Source organism: Vibrio sp. 10N.286.48.C11 (assembly GCF_041469805.1).
GTDB lineage: Bacteria > Pseudomonadota > Gammaproteobacteria > Enterobacterales > Vibrionaceae > Vibrio > Vibrio crassostreae_C.
In genome coordinates, this window is record NZ_JBFRLK010000041.1 from 1 (window position 1) to 18,503 (window position 18,503).

An 18,503-nucleotide genomic window follows, 5' to 3' on the forward strand; every position below is an offset into this window, starting at 1 on the left:
TTTCATGATCTTGCCCTGCTCTGTACATCTCGCAATTAGAAGCGATTCAAAACGTAGAACGGTCGGATATGAATCCCGCTTTTATTGTGGGCCAAAGTGAACAAACGAAAGAGCATATTCGCACAATCGTCAATAAGTTCGCTCCAGATATTTACGCCTTGAGTATGCAGCTTAGCCCTAAGCAAGACAGGGAGTTTTTAAAGAACTTTCGTGAAAAGCAGCAAGACTATTATGAAGAAAGGTTGTCGTTGAACGATGACGATTCGAGAGAGCGATACCGAAACAGAATAGAAGAGCGTGCAGAACGGTGGTTGGGTTCAGTATCGAAAGAACAAAAACAGATTATTTTGGCTTGGTCTAAAGAGTGGGTAAATACCAATAGCAGTTGGCGACAATATAAAAACAACATCTATCAAGAGCTAACGACGCTGATGGCAAAGAAGAGCGACCTACATATTGCTCAGCCAATTATTATGAAGTTGCTTTTAAACAATGAAGCTTATTATCCTGCTGAACTTGAGCCGCAGCTTAACCAAAATATGGAAACATCAGCCAAGTTTTTAGTAGATATGGCCGCGACCAGCAGTAACAAGCAGTGGGCGTATTTTATGAATGAGTTAGAAAGCCTCAAAGGAACGTTGGAGTCATTGCAAGAGTAGAGCGTTCTTTTTAAAGGCTAGCGGTCATTATCGAGCTAGCCTTTCATCAAACTGAATTTCGGAACCTAACCCCTGTTGCTCATCAGTAGTTTTGGAATCGAACCTTTGGCTGTCCTAGATATTTTCTGCATCAGTTGAAAGCTTGGCTGTTGAATGCCGTGATCACTTTGCAATTCATCAATCATCAATAACCACAACCTTGCTGTCATTTCTGAATCGGCTAACGCTCTGTGGAAAGTACCGTCGTTGTCGATATTTTTGAAACGCACAAGGTCGCCTAGCTTATGAGTTGGTGCGTCTTGGATTAGACGACGAGCTATCAACATTGAGCAAGCGAACTGTCCATTGTAATCGCGACCAATATTATCTAATTCTGCGTCGAGAAAGCGTTTATCAAACGATGCATTATGAGCAATAAGCTGACTGTCTTGAATAAAGTCTGCAAACTCATCCATCACTTCACTGCAACTGGCCGCGGTGTTCAGCATGCGGTTAGTAATGCCGGTGTAGCTTTCAATGAAGCCACTCACACGAAACCCTGGATTCATGAGTTGTTGGAAGGTGTCAACGACTTCGCCGTTAACGAGTTTAACCGCACCGATCTCAATCGCTCGGTCACCCATGTTTGGTGATAAGCCTGTGGTTTCGAAATCGAGAACGATAACGGAATCTGCGGAGTTTGAAGCCATCGTGTTTCCTAATTGCTGTTTGGTAGTATCGCTTTACATGGGGCGTTTGGTGTTGCTATGGGTCAATCAGTTATTTGCTAGTGCCGATAGTAAGTTCAGTGTAACCCGTCGAATCGTCGTGCTCTCTGCTGAAGGTCAAAGTATCGTAGCGGTGAACAATCAATTCAGCCGTGGTCGCGATAATCGTCCCTTCAAGCAAATGCCCACCAATTACATTGCCATTCTCATCAGCAACGGAGATATGAATATGCTGGTGGTTTGGGGTTAGCGTTGCCATCACCGAGACTATTTCGAACGGAGCTTGAACTAGCTTGGTGTTGTTGGCATTAGCTAAGCGAATATTGAGTTGAGAAACACATCCGACACAAGACGCAATAGAGCCCGCGGAGATATTGTGCGCTGTCACTAGCCTCTGGATCTCTAGCTTTAGGTCTTGGCCGCGGGTTAATCTCGTTGCGATAGGAGTGATCATCTTATTGCCTCAACGTTATATGTATTTCAAAGAACAAAACGAAGCCACATAGGGCTTCGTTTTATTTTCATTTTGGCTAACGCGACTTTTCTTTTGGTTAATGCAACTTTGCATTTTCTGTCGCTGAAATTACTTAGTCTTGTTGCTGTTCTCTTTTCTTCTTAGGAACGAAGTTCAATACTGAAATGGGTACTTCTTTGCGTGGTTCGAAACCTTCAACAACGCGACGTTCAATCAAGTGACCAAGACGTTTTTCAATAATACACAGGTTCTTGAAGTTATCTTTCGATAGGAAAGAGATCGCTTCACCAGATGCATCAGCACGGCCTGTACGACCAATACGGTGAACATAGTCGTCAGCTGGGAATGGGATGTCGTAGTTCACTACGCGGCTTAGATTATCGATATCTATACCACGAGCAGCAACCCCTGTTGCAACTAGATATTTTAGACGACCTTTCTTGAAGTCAGCCAGAATCTTTTCACGAATCGCTTGGCTACGTCCACTGTGGAACGCTTCCGCTTGAATACCACGTTTCTCAAGTTGAGCAACCAACTTAGCCGCGCCGTGCTTGGTTTCGATAAAGATAAGCGCTTGGTCCCAGTTACCTTCGGTAATCATGTGGCTCAATAGTGCTGACTTACGGTCTTTATCTACCGTTACCAACCATTGCTCAATGTTCGCTTTAGACGCATCAGTCTTGGCAATCGAAATCTCTTCCGCTTCACTGATTGCACTTTTCGCTAGTGCACGCACTGGCGTTGAAAGCGTTGCCGAGAACAGCAGGTTTTGGATGTCTTGTGGTAGACGCGCGATGATCTTGTTGATGTCTTCAATGAAACCCATGTCTAGCATGCGGTCAGCTTCATCTAGAACCAGTACTTCCACTTCATCAAAGTGAACGGCACGTTGTCCGTACATGTCGATCAAACGACCTGGTGTTGCCACAAGAATATCCACGCCTTCAATAAGACGATCTTTCTGGTGTTGGTAAGACACGCCACCGTACATCGCTAGTGATGTTAGGTTTAGGAACTTCGCGTACTTAGTGATGTTCTGTTCAACCTGAACTGCCAGCTCACGCGTTGGTGTCAGGATAACTGCGCGGATACGTTTTTTACGCTGCGTTTCACCTTTGCTTAGCATTTCTAAGATAGGGAGAACAAAGCTCGCAGTTTTACCTGTACCTGTTTGTGCTGCAGCAATAAGGTTCTTACCAGAAAGAACAATCGGAATTGCTTTTTCTTGAATAGAGGTTGGCTTTTCATAGCCTTGTTTTGCAACGGCTTTAACAATAGGTGAGCTTAATCCAAGCTTGGAAAATGGCATAAGTTTCTCGGTATGATTTGGCTAAATAGCGATGGAAAGGTTTAACAATCTTATACAAGGATAAGATTAATGGCGGCATTCTACCATGTTGCTTGCTCACCGCTAGTCACATGCACATAAAAAAATCCAGTGTCGACAAGACACTGGATTTTCAGTTTTGGGTGTTCGCTATTTAGCTTGGGTTTATCGAAAGCGTTTAAGCGATCTCAATCTTCTCAGCTTGGTTCTGCTCTACCATTGATAGTGCTAGCGCTTCTGCGGCCTTAATGCCGTCGATACCAGCAGACAGGATACCGCCTGCGTAGCCTGCACCTTCACCAGCCGGGAAGAAGCCCTTAAGGTTGATGCTTTGGAAGTCTTTGCCACGTTTGATGCATACAGGAGAAGACGTACGTGTCTCAACACCGGTAAGTAGGCCGTCTGGCGTAGAGAAACCTTTGATCTTCTTCTCGAACGCTGGGATTGCTTCACGAATCGCTTCGATAGCAAAATCAGGCAGCGCTTTTGAAATATCAGTCAGGTGGATACCCGGCGTGAATGACGGTTGTACTTCACCGATTGCACTTGGATCGCGACCTTTCAAGAAGTCACCGATTTTTTGAGCTGGTGCATCGTAGTTTTCACCACCAAGAACATAAGCGCCGCTTTCTAGTTCACGTTGTAAACGGATACCAGCCAGTGCGTCACCTGGGTAATCACGCTCTGGGTCGATACCTACAACGATCGCGCTGTTTGCGTTACGTTCTGCACGAGAGTATTGGCTCATGCCGTTCGTTACTACGCGGCCTTCTTCAGACGTTGCAGCAACCACAGTACCACCTGGGCACATACAGAAGCTGTATACAGTGCGGCCATTCTTACAGTGGTGAACGAGTTTGTAGTCCGCAGCACCTAGGATTGGGTTGCCTGCGTTCTTACCGAAACGAGCTTCATCGATCATCGATTGCTTGTGTTCGATACGGAAACCAACAGAGAAAGGCTTCGCTTCCATGTAAACGCCACGATCGTACAGCATTTCAAACGTGTCACGAGCACTGTGGCCAACAGCCAATACCACGTGACGAGATTTGATCTCTTCACCGTTAGAAAGCGTTAGGCCAGTGATTTGACCATCTTCCATATGAACGTCGTCAACACGAGTGCTGAAACGGATTTCGCCACCAAGTTCAATGATAGAAGCGCGCATCTTTTCGATCATGGTAACCAGTTTAAAGGTACCGATGTGCGGCTTACTTACGTATAGAATTTCTTCTGGTGCACCCGCAGCAACGAACTCTTCAATTACTTTACGGCCGTAGTGCTTTGGATCTTTAACTTGGCTGTACAGCTTACCGTCAGAGAAAGTACCTGCGCCGCCTTCACCAAACTGTACGTTTGATTCTGTGTTCAGCGTACGCTTACGCCAGAAACCAAAGGTATCTTTCGTACGCTCACGAACTTCTTTACCACGCTCAACGATGATTGGGTTGAAACCCATTTGAGCAAGCACTAGGCCAGCGAATAGACCACATGGGCCAAAACCGATAACCACAGGGCGCTCAGTTTGGTTCTCAACCGCTTTAGCAACAAACTTGTACTCCATATCAGGAGTCACTTTTACGTGCGGGTCGCTAATGAATTGTTCTAACAACTCAGCTTCGTTTTCAACGAGAACGTCAAGCGTGTAGATAAGTAAGATCTTTGATTTCTTACGAGCATCGTAGCCACGTTTAAAGATATTAAAAGAGAGTACCTGATCAGAGTTAATACCAAGTTTCGCTTCAATAGCGTCTTGAATAGCAGACTCTTCATGGTCTAGTGGGAGTTTAATTTCGGTTAAACGTATCATTTCGATGTCTCGTTTTTATAGGTGTCTTAGCTAGATCGTTTCTTAATACAGAGTTTGATGGAAACGCTGATGTTCAAAGAAGCGATAAGCTCACAATGGCGCGCATTTTACGAGAAATTGATTTATCTGTCATACTAATTTGGAAACATGGAGCAAATAGACACGATATTAGAGCCGTATGATGTTGAATTTTGCTTTGGGATGAGTATTATCCCCATTCTTCAATTTTGACTAACTTATAGAGCAGAGCATCATGGCATTTGTCGTAGGCGATAATTGTATTCAATGTAAATACACAGACTGTGTGGCAGTGTGCCCCGCAGATGCGTTCCATGAAGGCCCAAATTTCATGGTAATCAACCCAGTCGAATGTATTGATTGTGGCTTGTGTGTACCTGAATGTGATGCTCAAGCAATCTTCCAAGAAGACGAACTGCCAGAAGATCAAAAGATCTTCATCGAAGTGAACGCAGAGCTCGCTGAGATTTGGCCTGTGCAAACGGAAGTAAAAGCACCAATGGATGACGCTGAAAAGTGGAATGGTGTGTGTGATAAGTTGGCAATGCTAGAAAAGTAATTGTTGAAAAGAACTCAAATAAAAAGGCGTACTGATTTAATCAATACGCCTTTTTTAATATCTGAACACTGTCGATTGGCTAGTTAGCTTAGAGGTCTAGCAGTGCTGACGACGCATGTTGTCGAGAATAATGCCTGTCGCCATTGCAACGTTCAAAGACTCTGCGCCACCGAATGCTGGAATCGTAATCTTATCAGTCACGTATTTAGCCGCGTGTTCACGGATGCCGTGAGACTCACTGCCCATCAATAAAATGCCGTTAGCAGTAAACTCAGTCTTATGAACACTTTCACCTTCTAAGAAAGCACCGTAAACCGGTAGGTTCGCTTGCTCTAAGTAAGCTGGTAAGTCTGTTTGGCTTACGTGTACGCGGCCAAAGCTGCCCATAGTCGCGCTGATCGTTTTAGGGTTGTATGGGTCTGCGCAATCGCTGCTCGCAACGATATGCTTGATGCCGTACCAGTCTGCTACGCGAATAATCGTACCTAGGTTGCCAGGGTCTGAAACGCCATCAAGCGCAATCATCAGTCCTGTTGCTTCTGGTAGTTCAAACGTTGGGATCTCAACAACCGCAATCGCTGCGTTGTTACTGACCAAAGTGCTCGCTTTGGTTAGATCATCCAGCGAGGCTTCAACACAATCAAACTCAATCAGTGAAGCATGATTTTCAGATAAGAAATCAGCGGTAGCAAAGACATTCTTCACCACTAAGTCACTATTGAACAGCTCAAGAACGTTCTTTTCACCTTGAACTAGAAACAGGCCGTGGGCTTTACGTTGTTTCTTTTGACCCAAAGCACGAAGGAGTTTTAATTGGTTTTTTGAAATCATGTTTTTATCCTAGATATAAGCCCGCGCATTATAGAGCAAAGGTTAGCGAACCAAAAGCGTGATAGCTCAATGCGATCCATATAAAAAGCAAAAGCGATCCACTTAAAAAAGAAAAGCGCACTAAATAGCGCGCTCTTATGGGATTTACTTACTTAAGTTAAGCTGAACTGACAGCCTAATACGGAGCAGGGTAGCGCTTAAAGACTGTGTTGATATCAGTCAGGATCTCTTCTGATAACGGTTTACTGAAAGCGGCTACGTTCTCTTTTAGCTGCTCCATGGTCGTTGCACCAATGATAGTGGACGTCACCCCATCAACTTGATTACACCAAGCCAATGCCAGTTGGCTTGGAGTGAACCCGTGAGCATTCGCCACTTCAACATAGCCTTTAACCGCTTCATTGGCAGATTCAGTATCACGAAAAATGCCTTTACGTTGCATGTAAGTCCAACGGCTGCCTTCCGGTCTTGCGCCATCGATGTACTTTCCACTCAACATGCCTGCAGCTAAAGGTGACCATGGCAGGTAAGCGACATCTTCATGCACACAGTTCTCAATCAGATATGGCCAGTCTTTTGCGTGCAGCAAGCTAAATTCATTCTGAATCGAAACCATACGTGGCAAATCGTGTTTCTCGCTCAGCTTGAGGTATGTGTTAATGCCCCAAGTAGAATCATCTGAAAGCCCGACATGGCGAATTTTCCCCGCCTTAATGCAGCTTGCCAGTGCTTGTAGGATTTCCAACATCTCAGCTTCATGCTGCTTTCGGTCAATATCACTGAATCGAATGTGATTCGGGAAATGCTTACCAAAGTGAGGCGTTGTACGATTTGGCCAATGAAGTTGGTAAAGGTCGATATAGTCTGTTTGTAGGCGTTTTAATGATGCGTCAACGGCTGCGATCACCGCTTCACCCGTTATCGGGCCGCCATCTCGAACCCAAGGAAGCCCTGGCCCGGCAATTTTACTCGCAATGATCAACTCTTGTCGACGCTGTGGGTTACGCGATAACCAGTTACCAATGATCGCTTCTGTTTTTCCGTAGGTATCTGGAGAAGGTGGAACCGCGTACATCTCTGCAGTATCGATAAAGTTAATACCTTGGCTTAATGCGTATTCGATCTGTTGGTCGGCTTGCTGCTGCGTATTTTGTAGCCCCCAAGTCATGCTGCCAAGACAGATACGGGAAACGGGAATTTGACTACTTCCTAGCTTTGAATATTCCATTGAATTCGGGGTTCCTGTGGTTAGGTTCTCTGGTACTCGCATTATAGTTTTGAAAAGAGGGCGAGTGAGGAATGAAAACGAATATGAATTATTAGCACAAAATGACACGACAAGGTATGGCATCGGGGAGTTTAGTGAGTCATTTCTCAGCGCTGCAAGCTAGTGTGTGCAATGCGTGAAAATACATTCGCGAGAAACTATGAGCCAATTGGTGATCGAGAAGTGAAGAACAACAAGCAATGAGCGAAGGTTTAATGTTCAGCTTGTTTGGGAGTGGGGGAGAGGAGAACAGATCAAAAATAAAAAAAGCTCTACCGGATAGAGCGTAGAGCTTTTTTATAGGGGTCTTAATAGTGCTAGGTATTCATTGAGTTACGAGGTCGCGTTTGTGTCTAATCCACCCTGGATCTGCGCCTGTCTTAGAGCTTCCTGCCTTTGAACTTCTTTCTCAGTTAATACTGGTCGAAGCGTTTCCTCAGAGGCTTGAGGAGAGAAAATGAAATATTTATTAATCGTCATAACTGTGTCTCCGTGTAACGTATGACAGATTCTGCATCAAGGATAAATTGTGATCATCATCCACTTTGTACTTTTGTTAGGCTGAGAGCGGAGGGCGTAGAATGCGTACAAAGCGATCTCTTATCATCCGTATGCAATGTTGAACTGACGAAACCCTCTGTTTTCAAGTATAGGAAGCGCATCTAATTTCGCACAATAATGATTTAGAGCAATTACATACATGGTCAGGGGCGTAAGATGAAAACCCTCGCTACTGACTCTGTGCTCGTATTTATTTAACGATGTATCACTTATCGACATAATAATTAAGTCAGTAAATCAATTACTTAATCCATGGTGAGATGAATTATGGAAAAGCTTGTAGAACGTTTTCTGAATTACGTTACTTTTGATACCAAATCCGATCCTTCTAATCAGCAATGCCCAAGTTCACCGGGTCAAATTACCTTTGCTGAAGCCTTAAAGTTAGAATTGGTGGCATTAGACTTAGTTGATGTGTCTTTAGATGACAATGGATACTTGATGGCGAAACTGCCGTCGAATGTCGATTACGATGTGCCTGCGATTGGCTTTGTGGCGCACATGGATACCGCTCCTGACGCATCAGGCGCCAACGTGAAACCACAAGTGATTAAAGATTACCGAGGTGGAACGATTGAATTAGGGGAAAGTGGCGAGAGTTTGAACCCAAGCCAGTATCCAGATCTTGATTCTTTACATGGTCACGACCTGATTACGACTGACGGCACAACTCTGCTTGGTGCCGACAACAAAGCGGGCATCGCTGAAATCATCAGTGCAATTGCTTACCTGAAAGCGAATCCAGACATCAAACACGGCGACATCTGCATTGGTTTCACGCCGGATGAAGAGATTGGTCGCGGTGCGAACCTGTTTGACGTTGAAAAATTTGGCGCCGAGTGGGCGTACACCATCGATGGTGGCCCAGTAGGGGAGTTGGAATTTGAGAACTTCAATGCCACGAGCACCGATGTTATCTGTCATGGCGTGAACGTTCACCCGGGCACCGCAAAAGATAAAATGGTGAACTCGATGAACATTGCAGCGCAATTCCAATTGATGATGCCTGCGCAAGAAACACCAGAGTGCACAGAAGGTTATGAAGGCTTCTACCACCTGAAATCGGCGGAAATGGGTGTGGCTCGCTCTGAACTGGGATACATCATCCGTGATTTTGAACGTGAGGGTGTAGAAGCGCGTAAAGCATTCATGCAGCAGAAAGTCGATGAGCTGAATGAGCGCCTTGAGAAAGGCCGTGTTGAGCTGGTGCTAACCGATAGCTACTTCAACATGAAAGAGATGGTTGAACCGCATCAACATATTATTGAATTGGCCAAGCAGGCGATGATTGAGTGCAATGTCGAGCCAATGGTTAAACCAATCCGAGGTGGTACAGACGGTGCTCGCTTATCTTTCATGGGGCTACCATGTCCGAATATCTTTACTGGCGGTTACAACTTCCACGGTATTCATGAGTTCATTACCATTCAAGGCATGGAGCAAGCGGTAAAAGTGATTGTTGAACTGTCACAACGTACAGCAACGCATTACCAAAAATAGAACATCAGAGCGTTATATCTCTTTGTATTTTTGAGAGTATTCAATAATACTCTCTTTAAGCATAAGGGAGTACGCGATGAAAAAGTTAGTTTTACTTTGCACCCACTTAGCCGTGGGTGCTGTTGGTTTTGGGCTAGGTGTTTACGCATTGCCTATCTTGATTGAGCCTGATTCTCCTTCCTCAAGTTCTGTTGAAGCGATCAGTGAGCAGGCTATCTACACGGGCGAGTTCACTAAAGATCGACAAGACAGTGACTTCTTGCACTGGGGAGAAGGCATCGTCTCAGTATCCGAAAGTGCGATCGCTTTTGAAGGTGAATTGGCGCCGGGACCTGATTACAAGGTTTATCTCTCGCCTAAGTTCATTGAAACCGAGCACGCTTTCAATGACAGCAAGAACGAGTTATTGAGAGTCGGAGATGTGAAAACATTCGACCGCTTTATGGTTGAGCTTCCCGAAGGTACTGATCTTAATCGATTTAATACGGTTGTGATTTGGTGTGAAACTTTTGGCCAATTTATTACTTCTGCCAAGATAAAATGATAGCCTTACCAATAGCTGATTTAGGTACGTAAAAAAGCGCTCTATTTTTGAGCGCTTTTTCATAGCGAAGTCTCCGCTAATCGTTGTAAAGCTCGTCGTTGTAATGCTAAGGAATACGTAATGGAAAAGTTGTGGCAAGTGATCGATTTCTTACTCGCTAATAAGTTTATTTTTAGTGTGCTGATCATCTGCATTATATTAATTATCCGACGAATCACTCTGTCTCGAATCCGTGGTGATGTCGCTTTTCTCAGTGAAGATCAACGTAACTGGATGTCACGTACCAAGAACGGTACGTTTGCCATTATTATGGTCACTTTATTTGTGCTGTGGAAATCTGAAATCAGCGAATTTGCACTGTCGGTCACCGCCATTGCTGTTGCAATCGTGGTAGCTTCAAAAGAGATCATCTTGTGTTTTACGGGGTCGATTCAACGCGCAAGCTCTCGTTCATTTAGAATTGGTGACTGGATCGAAGTAGGCAAAATCAGCGGCGAGGTGATTGAGCACAACTTGATGGCGACTGTGATTCAGGAAATCGACCTATATCACGGGCAATACCATTTCACAGGTAAGACCGCTACGCTGCCCAATAGCATGTTCTTCACTTACCCGGTCAAGAACCTTAATTTCATGAAGCGCTACGTTTATCATAACTTTTTTGTGACGGTAAAAGACTTCGTTAACCTATATCCAATGGTGCCGGGCCTTATTGTTAAAATTGAAGAGCATTGTGAAGAGTTTATCGATGTCGCGCGCCGTTATAACGGTGTGATCGAAAAACACGCTGGCGTTGACCTTCCGGGATCTGAGCCTCATATCCATATCACGAGCAGTTCGACGGGTGAGCAAGAAGTGCACTTTATGATCTTCTGTCCGACCGAAAAAGCGATTCATCTTGAGCAAGATATTCGTAAAGACTTTATGGAAGCGTACGCAGAGGCCTTTCCAACTAGCGTTTGACCCCAATTAACGCTTAATCCTAACTAACGCTTTATGTTGTTTACGCATTTCATGTTCGAAATGTAAGGCTCTAAAAGTAAAAGAAAGCCGAGAGCGATAAGATCGACTCTCGGCTTTTCTATATCTGAAATTCAGCTTCGATATCAGTCTAGGTCAGCGAGTGGTAGCCAGTCTATTTCCACACCAGCTTGCTCAAACATATCTTGGCTCACTTTGATTTTGTCTCCCCAGCGAGAAAGAAAGTCTTCACTTTGCTCTGGGCAGTGAACCGCAGAAATACCGGTTTGGATGATTTTCGCTGCGCAGTTTGGGCAAGGGAAGTGAGTCACCCAGATTTCACAGCTGTCCAAATCACGCTTGGCGAATAAGATCGCATTTTCTTCAGCGTGAAGTGTCTTGAGGTACTTCATCTCTCTGTCATCAGTATCCGCACTATCAGACACGCCATGTGGGTAGCCATTAAAACCAACAGAAACAATGCGGTTGTGCTTAGTGATTACGGCGCCGACTTGAGTTGAAGGATCTTTACTCCAAGAACCGACCAATTCCGCCATTTGATAGAAACGTTTAGCCCATTTTGAAATCATGAGAATTCCTTAACAATTAAATGTGAATGCTTATCTGTCTGACAATACATTATGTTAGACAATATCCATAGAGAACAAAAGCTGAGAGATTGATTTACTTAGGAATTGTAGCGTGTTTGTAATCACTTTATAAGCACTTGGTTTCAATTAACATATTGATACACTTTGGCCAGTTATAATTGATATTCCTCGGACATTTGAAGCAATTGTGTTACGTAACTTTTATGCTGTTCAATTTCTCATAAGTGACGGTATAACCATGCGTAAAAAGTTAATCCTTACGGCTCTTGCAAGCTCTCTTATTCTTGCTGGATGTGGGCAAGATGCTCAGAATGCCAAGCAAGCGCCTTTACCTCTCGTAGCTGTACAGGATGTTAGCGTCGTTTCTCACCAACAAAGTAAGTCGTACATCGGTCGTATTGAAGCCGTTGAAGACACGGCAATTACTGCACAAGTTTCTGGCTACCTGCAAAGCCGCCATTTCAAAGAAGGCCAAATGGTCGAGAAGGGGCAATTGCTTTACTCAATTGAGCCTTCATCATTTGAAGCAGAAGTAGCAAGCGCGAAAGCGGCTGTTGCTCAAGCGAATGCCAACCTTAAAAAAGCCGAACTTGATTTCAATCGTGGTAAGAACCTACTTCCTAAGGGCAGTATTTCTCAATCTGAATTTGATGCATTAACGGCAAACCTATTAGGTTCTCAAGCACAGTTAGAAGCAAGCCAAGCTCAGTTAAACGCCGCGAATGTCCAGCTTTCTCACACCAAAATTATCGCGCCTTTCTCTGGAAGAATCAGTGACACTAAAGTAAGTAAAGGTGACCTAGTTTCACCGTCTTCAGGTGTTCTGACAACTTTGGTTAGCCTAGACCCAATCCATGCATCGTTCAGCATCAGTGAGCGTGAGCGTATTGAGTTAGGTATGGACCGAATTGAAGGTGACGGCAGCAGCGATTCTGATCGTGTTGAAGTGCAAATCATGCTTGAAAATGGCGAAGCATTCGAACATCTAGGTCAGCTCGATTTCTTGGGCAACCGTATCAACCTAAACACTGGTACGATCGCGATGCGCGCTATTGCCGATAACCCAGACCAGCAATTGCTTCCTGGTCAGCACGTTCGTGTTGATCTGCGTGAGAAGCAATCTATTGATGTCGTAACCATTCCTCGCCGCGCGGTTCAAACCGACCTTGAAGGCGACTTTGTTATGGTGTTAGTTGAAGGCGAAGCTGCTCCTGTGGCTGAGCGTAGAAACATCGAAATGGGTCGTCAGGTTGAAGGTGGTGTGATTGTTCATTCCGGTCTGGAGAAGAATGACACAGTGATCACTCAAGGCTTACAGCGTGTTCGCAATGGTATGTCTGTTCGCATTCAAGCTTCTGCTGAACAAGCTGAGTAAGGGGCGTAGTTATGTTGAGTCGTTTCTTTATTCAAAGGCCTAAGTTTGCCCTTGTAATATCCATAATCTTAACGCTGGCGGGTGCGATTTCTCTCGCTATCTTGCCAGTGGCGGAATATCCAAAAATCAGCCCGCCTTCTGTAAGTGTTACCGCATTCTACACAGGTGCAAGTGCTGAAGTAGTAGAACAGGCGATAGCCGACCCCATAGAAACGTCGGTTAACGGCGTTGAAGATATGATCTACATGTCTTCTAAAAGCGCTAACGATGGTTCATACAACCTTAATGTGACCTTTGATGTTGGTACTGACCCAGATATGGCTCAGGTCAACGTTCAGAACCGAGTTGCTCAAATCGAATCGAAGCTTCCGCAAGAAGTTCGAATGGTGGGTGTCACCGTTAAAAAGCGTTCACCAGACCTTTTGATGGTATTGAACTTCTATTCGCCAAACGGTGAGTACGACGATCAATTCTTGATCAACTACCTTAACCTAAACATTAAAGACCAACTGGCTCGTGTGAAGGGCATCAGTGAAGTTAACGTGTTGGGTGGTGGTGAATACGCGATGCGTGTTTGGTTAGATCCTGAGAAAATGGCTAACCTCAATATCACCACTTCAGACGTGAATCGCGCGTTGGCAGAGCAGAACGTTCAAGTTGCTGCAGGCCGTATTGGTGCTGCACCTTATAACAACGCACAAGAAGTGCAGTTCAACTTGGTAACAAAAGGTCGATTAGAAACAGCTGATGAGTTTGAAAATGTTGTTCTTCGTGCAACTCAAGACGGTTCAACGGTTTACTTAAAAGACATTGCACGTGTTGAGCTTGGTAAAAAGTTCTACGACGGTAATGGTAAATACCGTGGTCAAGATGCGTCGATCGTAACGCTGTCACTTCAATCAGACGCTAACGCGCTGGAAAGTGGCAAAGCTGTGATGGCGATGCTGGAAAACTTAAGCAAGAACTTCCCAGAAGGCGTGGCGTATGAAGCAAGTTACGACACTACACTGTTTGTTGCTGAGTCGATCAAAGGGGTAGTAAAGACCTTAATCGAAGCCATCTTGCTGGTTATTGCGGTAACGTACCTGTTCTTGGGTAGTGCGCGTGCAACCTTGATTCCTGTAGTTGCGATTCCGGTATCTTTGATTGGTACGTTTGCCATCATGCAGATGACGGGTTTCACCATCAACACGGTAACCCTGTTTGGTTTGATACTAGCGATTGGTATCGTAGTAGATGATGCGATCTTGGTTATCGAGAACGTTGATACCACAATGGCTAAAGACCCAACCATTTCACCGCGTAAAGCCACGCTTATTGCGATGAAAGAAGTAACGGGGCCGATCATTACGTCGACCTTGGTTCTACTTGCGGTATTCATCCCTGTTGCAATGCTTCCTGGTATTACTGGCATCATGTACCGTCAGTTTGCTCTGACTATCTGTATCGCGGTTGTTATCTCTTCAATTAACGCATTAACGCTATCACCTGCATTGTGTTCACTGGTTCTTAAGCAGGGTGGTGGTAACACGGCGCGTTGGTACCAAGCATTTAACCGTGGTCTAGAGTCTGTTACTAACAAATACGGTCAAGTGGCTGGCTTCTTAGTTAAGAAAGGCGTTCTGCTGTTCACTTTCTTCTTTGTGGCTTTGGCGGCTGTGACTTATTTTGCGAAGACAACGTCTACGGCGTTTGTACCTCAAGAAGATAAAGGCATTTTGCTGGTTAACGTTCAGCTTCCTGACGCGGCATCCTTGTCTCGAACCGAAGAAGTGACTAAGCAGCTGCTTGAAATGGTTGAACAAGAGCCGGGTGTTGATGGTGTAACACTGGTTAACGGCTACGCATTTATGACGGGCGCTTCTGCGTCGAATGGTGCGTCAATGTTCATCAAGCTTCACGATTGGGACATGCGTAATGCACTGGATGGTCAACACTCTGCTCAGGCTATCTCACAGCGTATTAATGGTCGTGCTGCGACTGAACTTCCTCAAGCTGTCGTGTTTGCGATGGGGCCTCCTGCAGTTCCGGGCATGGGGGCCGCGTCTGGTTTCGAGTTTGTACTTGAAGATACGCTAGGCCGAAGCCGTACTGATCTTGCTATGGTGATGAATGACGTGATAGCTGAGGCGAGCAAACAGCCTGAGATTTCACACACATTCAGTACTTTCCGTGCGAACGTACCTCACTACTATGTCGATATTGACCGTGAGAAAGCGCAGCAACTTGGTATTCCGTTGTCGGAAATCTTCCAAACATTACAAGGTAACCTTGGTTCGTTGTACGTGAATGATTTCACCATGTTTGGTAAGAACTTCCGTGTCACCATGCAAGCTGACAGTGAACACCGTAGCAGCATGGATGACCTACAACGATTCCACGTGCGTTCGTCTAATGGCGAGATGATCCCGTTAAGCACATTGGTGACTTACGACCAGATCTTCGAACCTGATGTAGCATGGCGTTACAACATGTACCGCAGTGCAGTGATCCAAGGCCAACCAGCGCCGGGTTACTCAAGTGGTGATGCGATTGCGGCGATGGAACGTGTAGCTGCAGAAGTTCTGCCACAAGGTTACCAGTACGAATGGACAGGCATGGCTTACCAAGAAGTACTAGCAGGTAACCAAGCGATCTTTGCTTTCGCACTGGCTCTGATCTTCATCTACCTGTTTATGGTGGCTCAATACGAGAGTTGGACAATTCCGATTGCGATTATCCTCGTGGTACCTGTCGCAACCTTAGGCTCCTTCTTGGCATTGAATCTAACGGGCACTCCGCTGAACCTTTATGCACAAATAGGTTTGGTTCTCTTGATAGCCTTGGCCGCGAAGAACGCAATCTTGATTGTGGAATTCGCAAAGGTGGAGCGTGAAGAGAAAGACGCACCGATTGAAGATGCGGCGGTGAAGGGCGGTACACTGCGTTTCCGTGCTGTGAACATGACGTCTTGGTCGTTCATCTTAGGTATCTTCCCGCTTATCTTCGCTGCGGGCGCAGGTCACGTGAGTCAGAACTCTCTGGGTATTTCACTGATCGGCGGCCTGTTATGTGTATTACTGGCGGGTACGTTCCTAATCCCTGGCTTCTACGCATTCGTGCAACGTAAGCGTGAGAAAGCACACGGTGGTAATACCAAGCTGGTTCCGCTTGATGACGAATAGGGGATTGAGTGTCTTGTAAGATTCGTCTCTTACAAGACCAACCCTCGGAAAACTAATTCCTTGTAAAAACTAAGGTTTAGTATTGCGCTAAGCCTTTTTTTATTCCACTTATGAATAAAAACGCCTTTTATATAAACAAATGTTTGTCATGTGATAGAGCTAACACTCTAATTTGGGTTTTGTAATAAAATGATGTTTTATTGGTAAGTATATGTTTAATATGATTTTAACAAGGTTCAGCTAACGGTTGTATGCTCGAAAACATTTGCACAATAGTGTGAAGTGTTTCAAAATTACGAAGTTATATTGAAATTTTTTGTGCATTGAGGTTCTTATGAAAGTCATTGATTTATTTAAACACCGAGGCGATAGCATGTCTTCGCAACACTCAGAGTTTATGCAATGGATGTCTCCAGCTCTTAGAGATTACTGGGGCGACTTTCTTAATCGTACGCAAAATAGCCATTTCTTTGCGTGGGTTCGTGATCACCACAAACCTGCTGTCAATGAAGATGCACCAGAGATGCCGGTGGAACAGCCGATCGTACTTAAGCCAGAAGCACAACTTGTGTTTGATGAGCTTAATCAACAGATCGGTGAAGTCATCCATACTGGCGACTGGATCAATGTAAGTCAAGACCGTATTAACCAGTTCGGCCTTGTTACTGAAGATATGCAGTGGATTCACACTGAGCCTGAAAAAGCGGAAACAGACTCTCCGTTCAAAACAACCATCGCACATGGTTTTTTAACTTTATCTCTGCTTCCTCGATTGACTGACAGTGTTGACCCTGACAAGTCTCAATTCCCAACAGCGAAGATGGTCGTAAACATTGGTCTTAACCAAGTACGTTTCCCATACCCTGTTAAATCGGGCAGTAATGTTCGTGCTAAAAGTACGCTAACAAAAGTAACGCCAATTAAGAAAGGCCTAGAGATTGAACGCGAAATTCGCGTCGAAATCGAAGGTATTCGTCGTCCTGGCGCTGTGATCGTTTCAGTGATTCAACTTCACTTCTAAACGAACCATATAGATTCCAAAAAAAAGAGAGAGCTTAATGCTCTCTCTTTTTTTTCATAAGATAAAACTCACTCACTTATTTAATGCGAGTGTAGCCGTACTCTTCGATAAGGTCTTGCCCTTGCTTTGACTTCACGAACTTGATGAAGTCTTTGCTCTCGTCAGAAACTGAGTCTGTCTTGTGCAGCAACAAGAATGGGCGAGCCAATTCATAGCTGTGGTTAGCAATGTTCTTAGATGTTGGCTCTACGCCTTCAAATGTAATTGCTTTAATCGAACGGTCGATTGAACCAACAGAGATAAAACCAATCGCGTGTGGGTTATGGTTAACAATCGTTTTAACCATGCTGTTGCTGTTTACAACCAAGTTATTTGGGTTGATGTCAGACACTAGACGGTCATTAATGATCTTCGTTAAACCAAGCAAGCTTTCGAAGCTATAGCGTGAGCCAGAAGACGCTTCGCGAGTGACAACTGCGATAGGCTGATCTGCGCCACCCACAGCTTTCCAGTTCGTAATTTTGCCTTTGTAGATATCGAACAGCTGCTCACGTGTAACGTTGCTTACAGCGTTTGAGCGGTTAGTTACTACAGCTAGGCCGTCAAAGGCAATTGGAAATACCTTCAACTTCTCGTCTTGTTCGCGGTCGGTTAAATAACGCGAGCTCATACCGATGTCAGAGACACCTTTATTAACCATGGTAATACCTGCTGTAGAACCAATGCCCTGAACCGCAATATAGTTATCAGGGTGAGTCTTGTTGTACTCCTCAGCTAATACATCCATCACTCGTGATACTGAAGTGGAGCCCGAAATAGTGGTTTCTTGTGCTAAAGCAGCATGAGAAGACAGGGCTAAGGATAAAAGAGAGGCAAGCGCGACTCGTAACATAAACAACTCCTAGTTAATAACATTTGTCGCATATGATAGGTCGGTTATATGACACTTTTGTGAAATTCCATACTCTCGATGTATAGCTGTTCGCTTGATGAGTCGTAGCTTTCTGGGTTTCCGAAAGCAAGATTCGTTTCTGGGAGCAGGGCAGGTATTTTGATTACGCTTGTTCGCTAAAATGTTTGTTGAGTCCTAAGCTAAGTAGAGGAATTCACTACT

General features: G+C 44.8%; 16 protein-coding genes and 1 pseudogene. 8 read left to right on the forward strand and 9 right to left on the reverse strand.

Translation table 11 applies throughout. The features are described 5' to 3' along the window. Positions 1-20: 20 nt before the first annotated feature. Positions 21-659 (forward strand): annotated as a pseudogene (locus AB4209_RS11865) (DUF6279 family lipoprotein); the annotation flags it as partial. A 65-nt stretch (positions 660-724) separates the two neighbouring features. Here AB4209_RS11865 and AB4209_RS11870 read toward each other — a convergent pair. The 4 genes from AB4209_RS11870 to AB4209_RS11885 all read right to left on the reverse strand — a co-directional run bounded on the left by AB4209_RS11870 (position 725) and on the right by AB4209_RS11885 (position 4,978). Further along, positions 725-1,348, reverse strand: coding sequence for a PolC-type DNA polymerase III (locus AB4209_RS11870; RefSeq protein WP_372055951.1), 624 nt, complete (start codon positions 1,346-1,348; stop codon positions 725-727). Between the two features lie 70 nt (positions 1,349-1,418). Next, entirely contained in the window at positions 1,419-1,820 is a 402-nt protein-coding gene (locus AB4209_RS11875) for a PPC domain-containing DNA-binding protein (RefSeq protein WP_372055953.1), read from the reverse strand. Positions 1,821-1,953: 133 nt separating this feature from the next. Continuing rightward, entirely contained in the window at positions 1,954-3,150 is a 1,197-nt protein-coding gene (locus tag AB4209_RS11880; protein ID WP_017059482.1) for a DEAD/DEAH box helicase, read from the reverse strand. A 196-nt stretch (positions 3,151-3,346) separates the two neighbouring features. Next, complete coding sequence (locus AB4209_RS11885; RefSeq protein ID WP_048606003.1) at positions 3,347-4,978, reverse strand: NAD(P)/FAD-dependent oxidoreductase; 1,632 nt, start codon at positions 4,976-4,978, stop codon at positions 3,347-3,349. A gap of 253 nt (positions 4,979-5,231) precedes the next feature. Between AB4209_RS11885 and fdxA the strand changes: the two genes are divergently transcribed. Further along, complete coding sequence (gene fdxA, locus AB4209_RS11890) at positions 5,232-5,555, forward strand: ferredoxin FdxA (protein WP_017064356.1); 324 nt, start codon at positions 5,232-5,234, stop codon at positions 5,553-5,555. A 96-nt stretch (positions 5,556-5,651) separates the two neighbouring features. Here fdxA and AB4209_RS11895 read toward each other — a convergent pair whose 3' ends face one another. From AB4209_RS11895 to AB4209_RS11905, 3 genes are all read right to left on the reverse strand, one after another. Continuing rightward, complete coding sequence (locus AB4209_RS11895; protein ID WP_102320729.1) at positions 5,652-6,386, reverse strand: RNA methyltransferase; 735 nt, start codon at positions 6,384-6,386, stop codon at positions 5,652-5,654. Positions 6,387-6,561: 175 nt separating this feature from the next. Further along, entirely contained in the window at positions 6,562-7,614 is a 1,053-nt protein-coding gene (locus AB4209_RS11900; protein WP_032545660.1) for an aldo/keto reductase, read from the reverse strand. Between the two features lie 372 nt (positions 7,615-7,986). After that, a complete protein-coding gene (locus tag AB4209_RS11905; RefSeq protein ID WP_017059486.1) occupies positions 7,987-8,133 on the reverse strand; it encodes a hypothetical protein in 147 nt (48 codons plus the stop codon). Positions 8,134-8,481: 348 nt separating this feature from the next. Here AB4209_RS11905 and pepT point away from each other — a divergent pair, with 348 nt between their 5' ends. The 3 genes from pepT to AB4209_RS11920 all read left to right on the forward strand — a co-directional run bounded on the left by pepT (position 8,482) and on the right by AB4209_RS11920 (position 11,221). Further along, on the forward strand, positions 8,482-9,714 hold the full coding sequence (gene pepT / locus AB4209_RS11910) for a peptidase T (protein ID WP_372055955.1): 1,233 nt from the start codon (positions 8,482-8,484) through the stop codon (positions 9,712-9,714). 76 nt (positions 9,715-9,790) lie between these two features. Further along, a complete protein-coding gene (locus tag AB4209_RS11915) occupies positions 9,791-10,258 on the forward strand; it encodes a DM13 domain-containing protein (protein WP_017064357.1) in 468 nt (155 codons plus the stop codon). A gap of 120 nt (positions 10,259-10,378) precedes the next feature. Beyond that, a complete protein-coding gene (locus tag AB4209_RS11920) occupies positions 10,379-11,221 on the forward strand; it encodes a mechanosensitive ion channel family protein (protein WP_004731751.1) in 843 nt (280 codons plus the stop codon). Positions 11,222-11,364: 143 nt separating this feature from the next. Here AB4209_RS11920 and AB4209_RS11925 read toward each other — a convergent pair whose 3' ends face one another. Next, on the reverse strand, positions 11,365-11,808 hold the full coding sequence (locus tag AB4209_RS11925; RefSeq protein ID WP_372055957.1) for a dCMP deaminase family protein: 444 nt from the start codon (positions 11,806-11,808) through the stop codon (positions 11,365-11,367). Positions 11,809-12,067: 259 nt separating this feature from the next. On the opposite strand from AB4209_RS11925, the gene AB4209_RS11930 reads away from it, so the two are divergent. From AB4209_RS11930 to AB4209_RS11940, 3 genes are all read left to right on the forward strand, one after another. Beyond that, positions 12,068-13,204 (forward strand): efflux RND transporter periplasmic adaptor subunit, encoded by a 1,137-nt coding sequence (locus tag AB4209_RS11930; protein ID WP_372055959.1) that lies wholly within the window; start codon positions 12,068-12,070, stop codon positions 13,202-13,204. A gap of 11 nt (positions 13,205-13,215) precedes the next feature. Further along, positions 13,216-16,368, forward strand: a complete 3,153-nt coding sequence (locus AB4209_RS11935) for an efflux RND transporter permease subunit (RefSeq protein WP_372055961.1) — start codon at positions 13,216-13,218, stop codon at positions 16,366-16,368. A gap of 334 nt (positions 16,369-16,702) precedes the next feature. Further along, positions 16,703-17,389 carry a MaoC family dehydratase gene (locus tag AB4209_RS11940; protein ID WP_017059493.1) on the forward strand — a complete coding sequence of 229 codons (687 nt, stop codon included), beginning with the start codon at positions 16,703-16,705 and terminating at the stop codon, positions 17,387-17,389. Between the two features lie 76 nt (positions 17,390-17,465). Here AB4209_RS11940 and AB4209_RS11945 read toward each other — a convergent pair whose 3' ends face one another. After that, a complete protein-coding gene (locus tag AB4209_RS11945; protein WP_017064361.1) occupies positions 17,466-18,281 on the reverse strand; it encodes a phosphate ABC transporter substrate-binding protein in 816 nt (271 codons plus the stop codon). Positions 18,282-18,503: the final 222 nt, after the last annotated feature.

Excerpts from the sequence above, each read along its gene's own strand:
- AB4209_RS11870 (WP_372055951.1), bottom strand. The coding sequence starts at position 1,348 with ATGGCTTCAAACTCCGCAGATTCCGTTATCGTTCTCGATTTCGAAACC.
- AB4209_RS11875 (WP_372055953.1), bottom strand. The coding sequence starts at position 1,820 with ATGATCACTCCTATCGCAACGAGATTAACCCGCGGCCAAGACCTAAAG.
- AB4209_RS11880 (WP_017059482.1), bottom strand. The coding sequence starts at position 3,150 with ATGCCATTTTCCAAGCTTGGATTAAGCTCACCTATTGTTAAAGCCGTT.
- AB4209_RS11885 (WP_048606003.1), bottom strand. The coding sequence starts at position 4,978 with ATGATACGTTTAACCGAAATTAAACTCCCACTAGACCATGAAGAGTCT.
- fdxA (WP_017064356.1), top strand. The coding sequence starts at position 5,232 with ATGGCATTTGTCGTAGGCGATAATTGTATTCAATGTAAATACACAGAC.
- AB4209_RS11895 (WP_102320729.1), bottom strand. The coding sequence starts at position 6,386 with ATGATTTCAAAAAACCAATTAAAACTCCTTCGTGCTTTGGGTCAAAAG.
- AB4209_RS11900 (WP_032545660.1), bottom strand. The coding sequence starts at position 7,614 with ATGGAATATTCAAAGCTAGGAAGTAGTCAAATTCCCGTTTCCCGTATC.
- AB4209_RS11905 (WP_017059486.1), bottom strand. The coding sequence starts at position 8,133 with ATGACGATTAATAAATATTTCATTTTCTCTCCTCAAGCCTCTGAGGAA.
- pepT (WP_372055955.1), top strand. The coding sequence starts at position 8,482 with ATGGAAAAGCTTGTAGAACGTTTTCTGAATTACGTTACTTTTGATACC.
- AB4209_RS11915 (WP_017064357.1), top strand. The coding sequence starts at position 9,791 with ATGAAAAAGTTAGTTTTACTTTGCACCCACTTAGCCGTGGGTGCTGTT.
- AB4209_RS11920 (WP_004731751.1), top strand. The coding sequence starts at position 10,379 with ATGGAAAAGTTGTGGCAAGTGATCGATTTCTTACTCGCTAATAAGTTT.
- AB4209_RS11925 (WP_372055957.1), bottom strand. The coding sequence starts at position 11,808 with ATGATTTCAAAATGGGCTAAACGTTTCTATCAAATGGCGGAATTGGTC.
- AB4209_RS11930 (WP_372055959.1), top strand. The coding sequence starts at position 12,068 with ATGCGTAAAAAGTTAATCCTTACGGCTCTTGCAAGCTCTCTTATTCTT.
- AB4209_RS11935 (WP_372055961.1), top strand. The coding sequence starts at position 13,216 with ATGTTGAGTCGTTTCTTTATTCAAAGGCCTAAGTTTGCCCTTGTAATA.
- AB4209_RS11940 (WP_017059493.1), top strand. The coding sequence starts at position 16,703 with ATGAAAGTCATTGATTTATTTAAACACCGAGGCGATAGCATGTCTTCG.
- AB4209_RS11945 (WP_017064361.1), bottom strand. The coding sequence starts at position 18,281 with ATGTTACGAGTCGCGCTTGCCTCTCTTTTATCCTTAGCCCTGTCTTCT.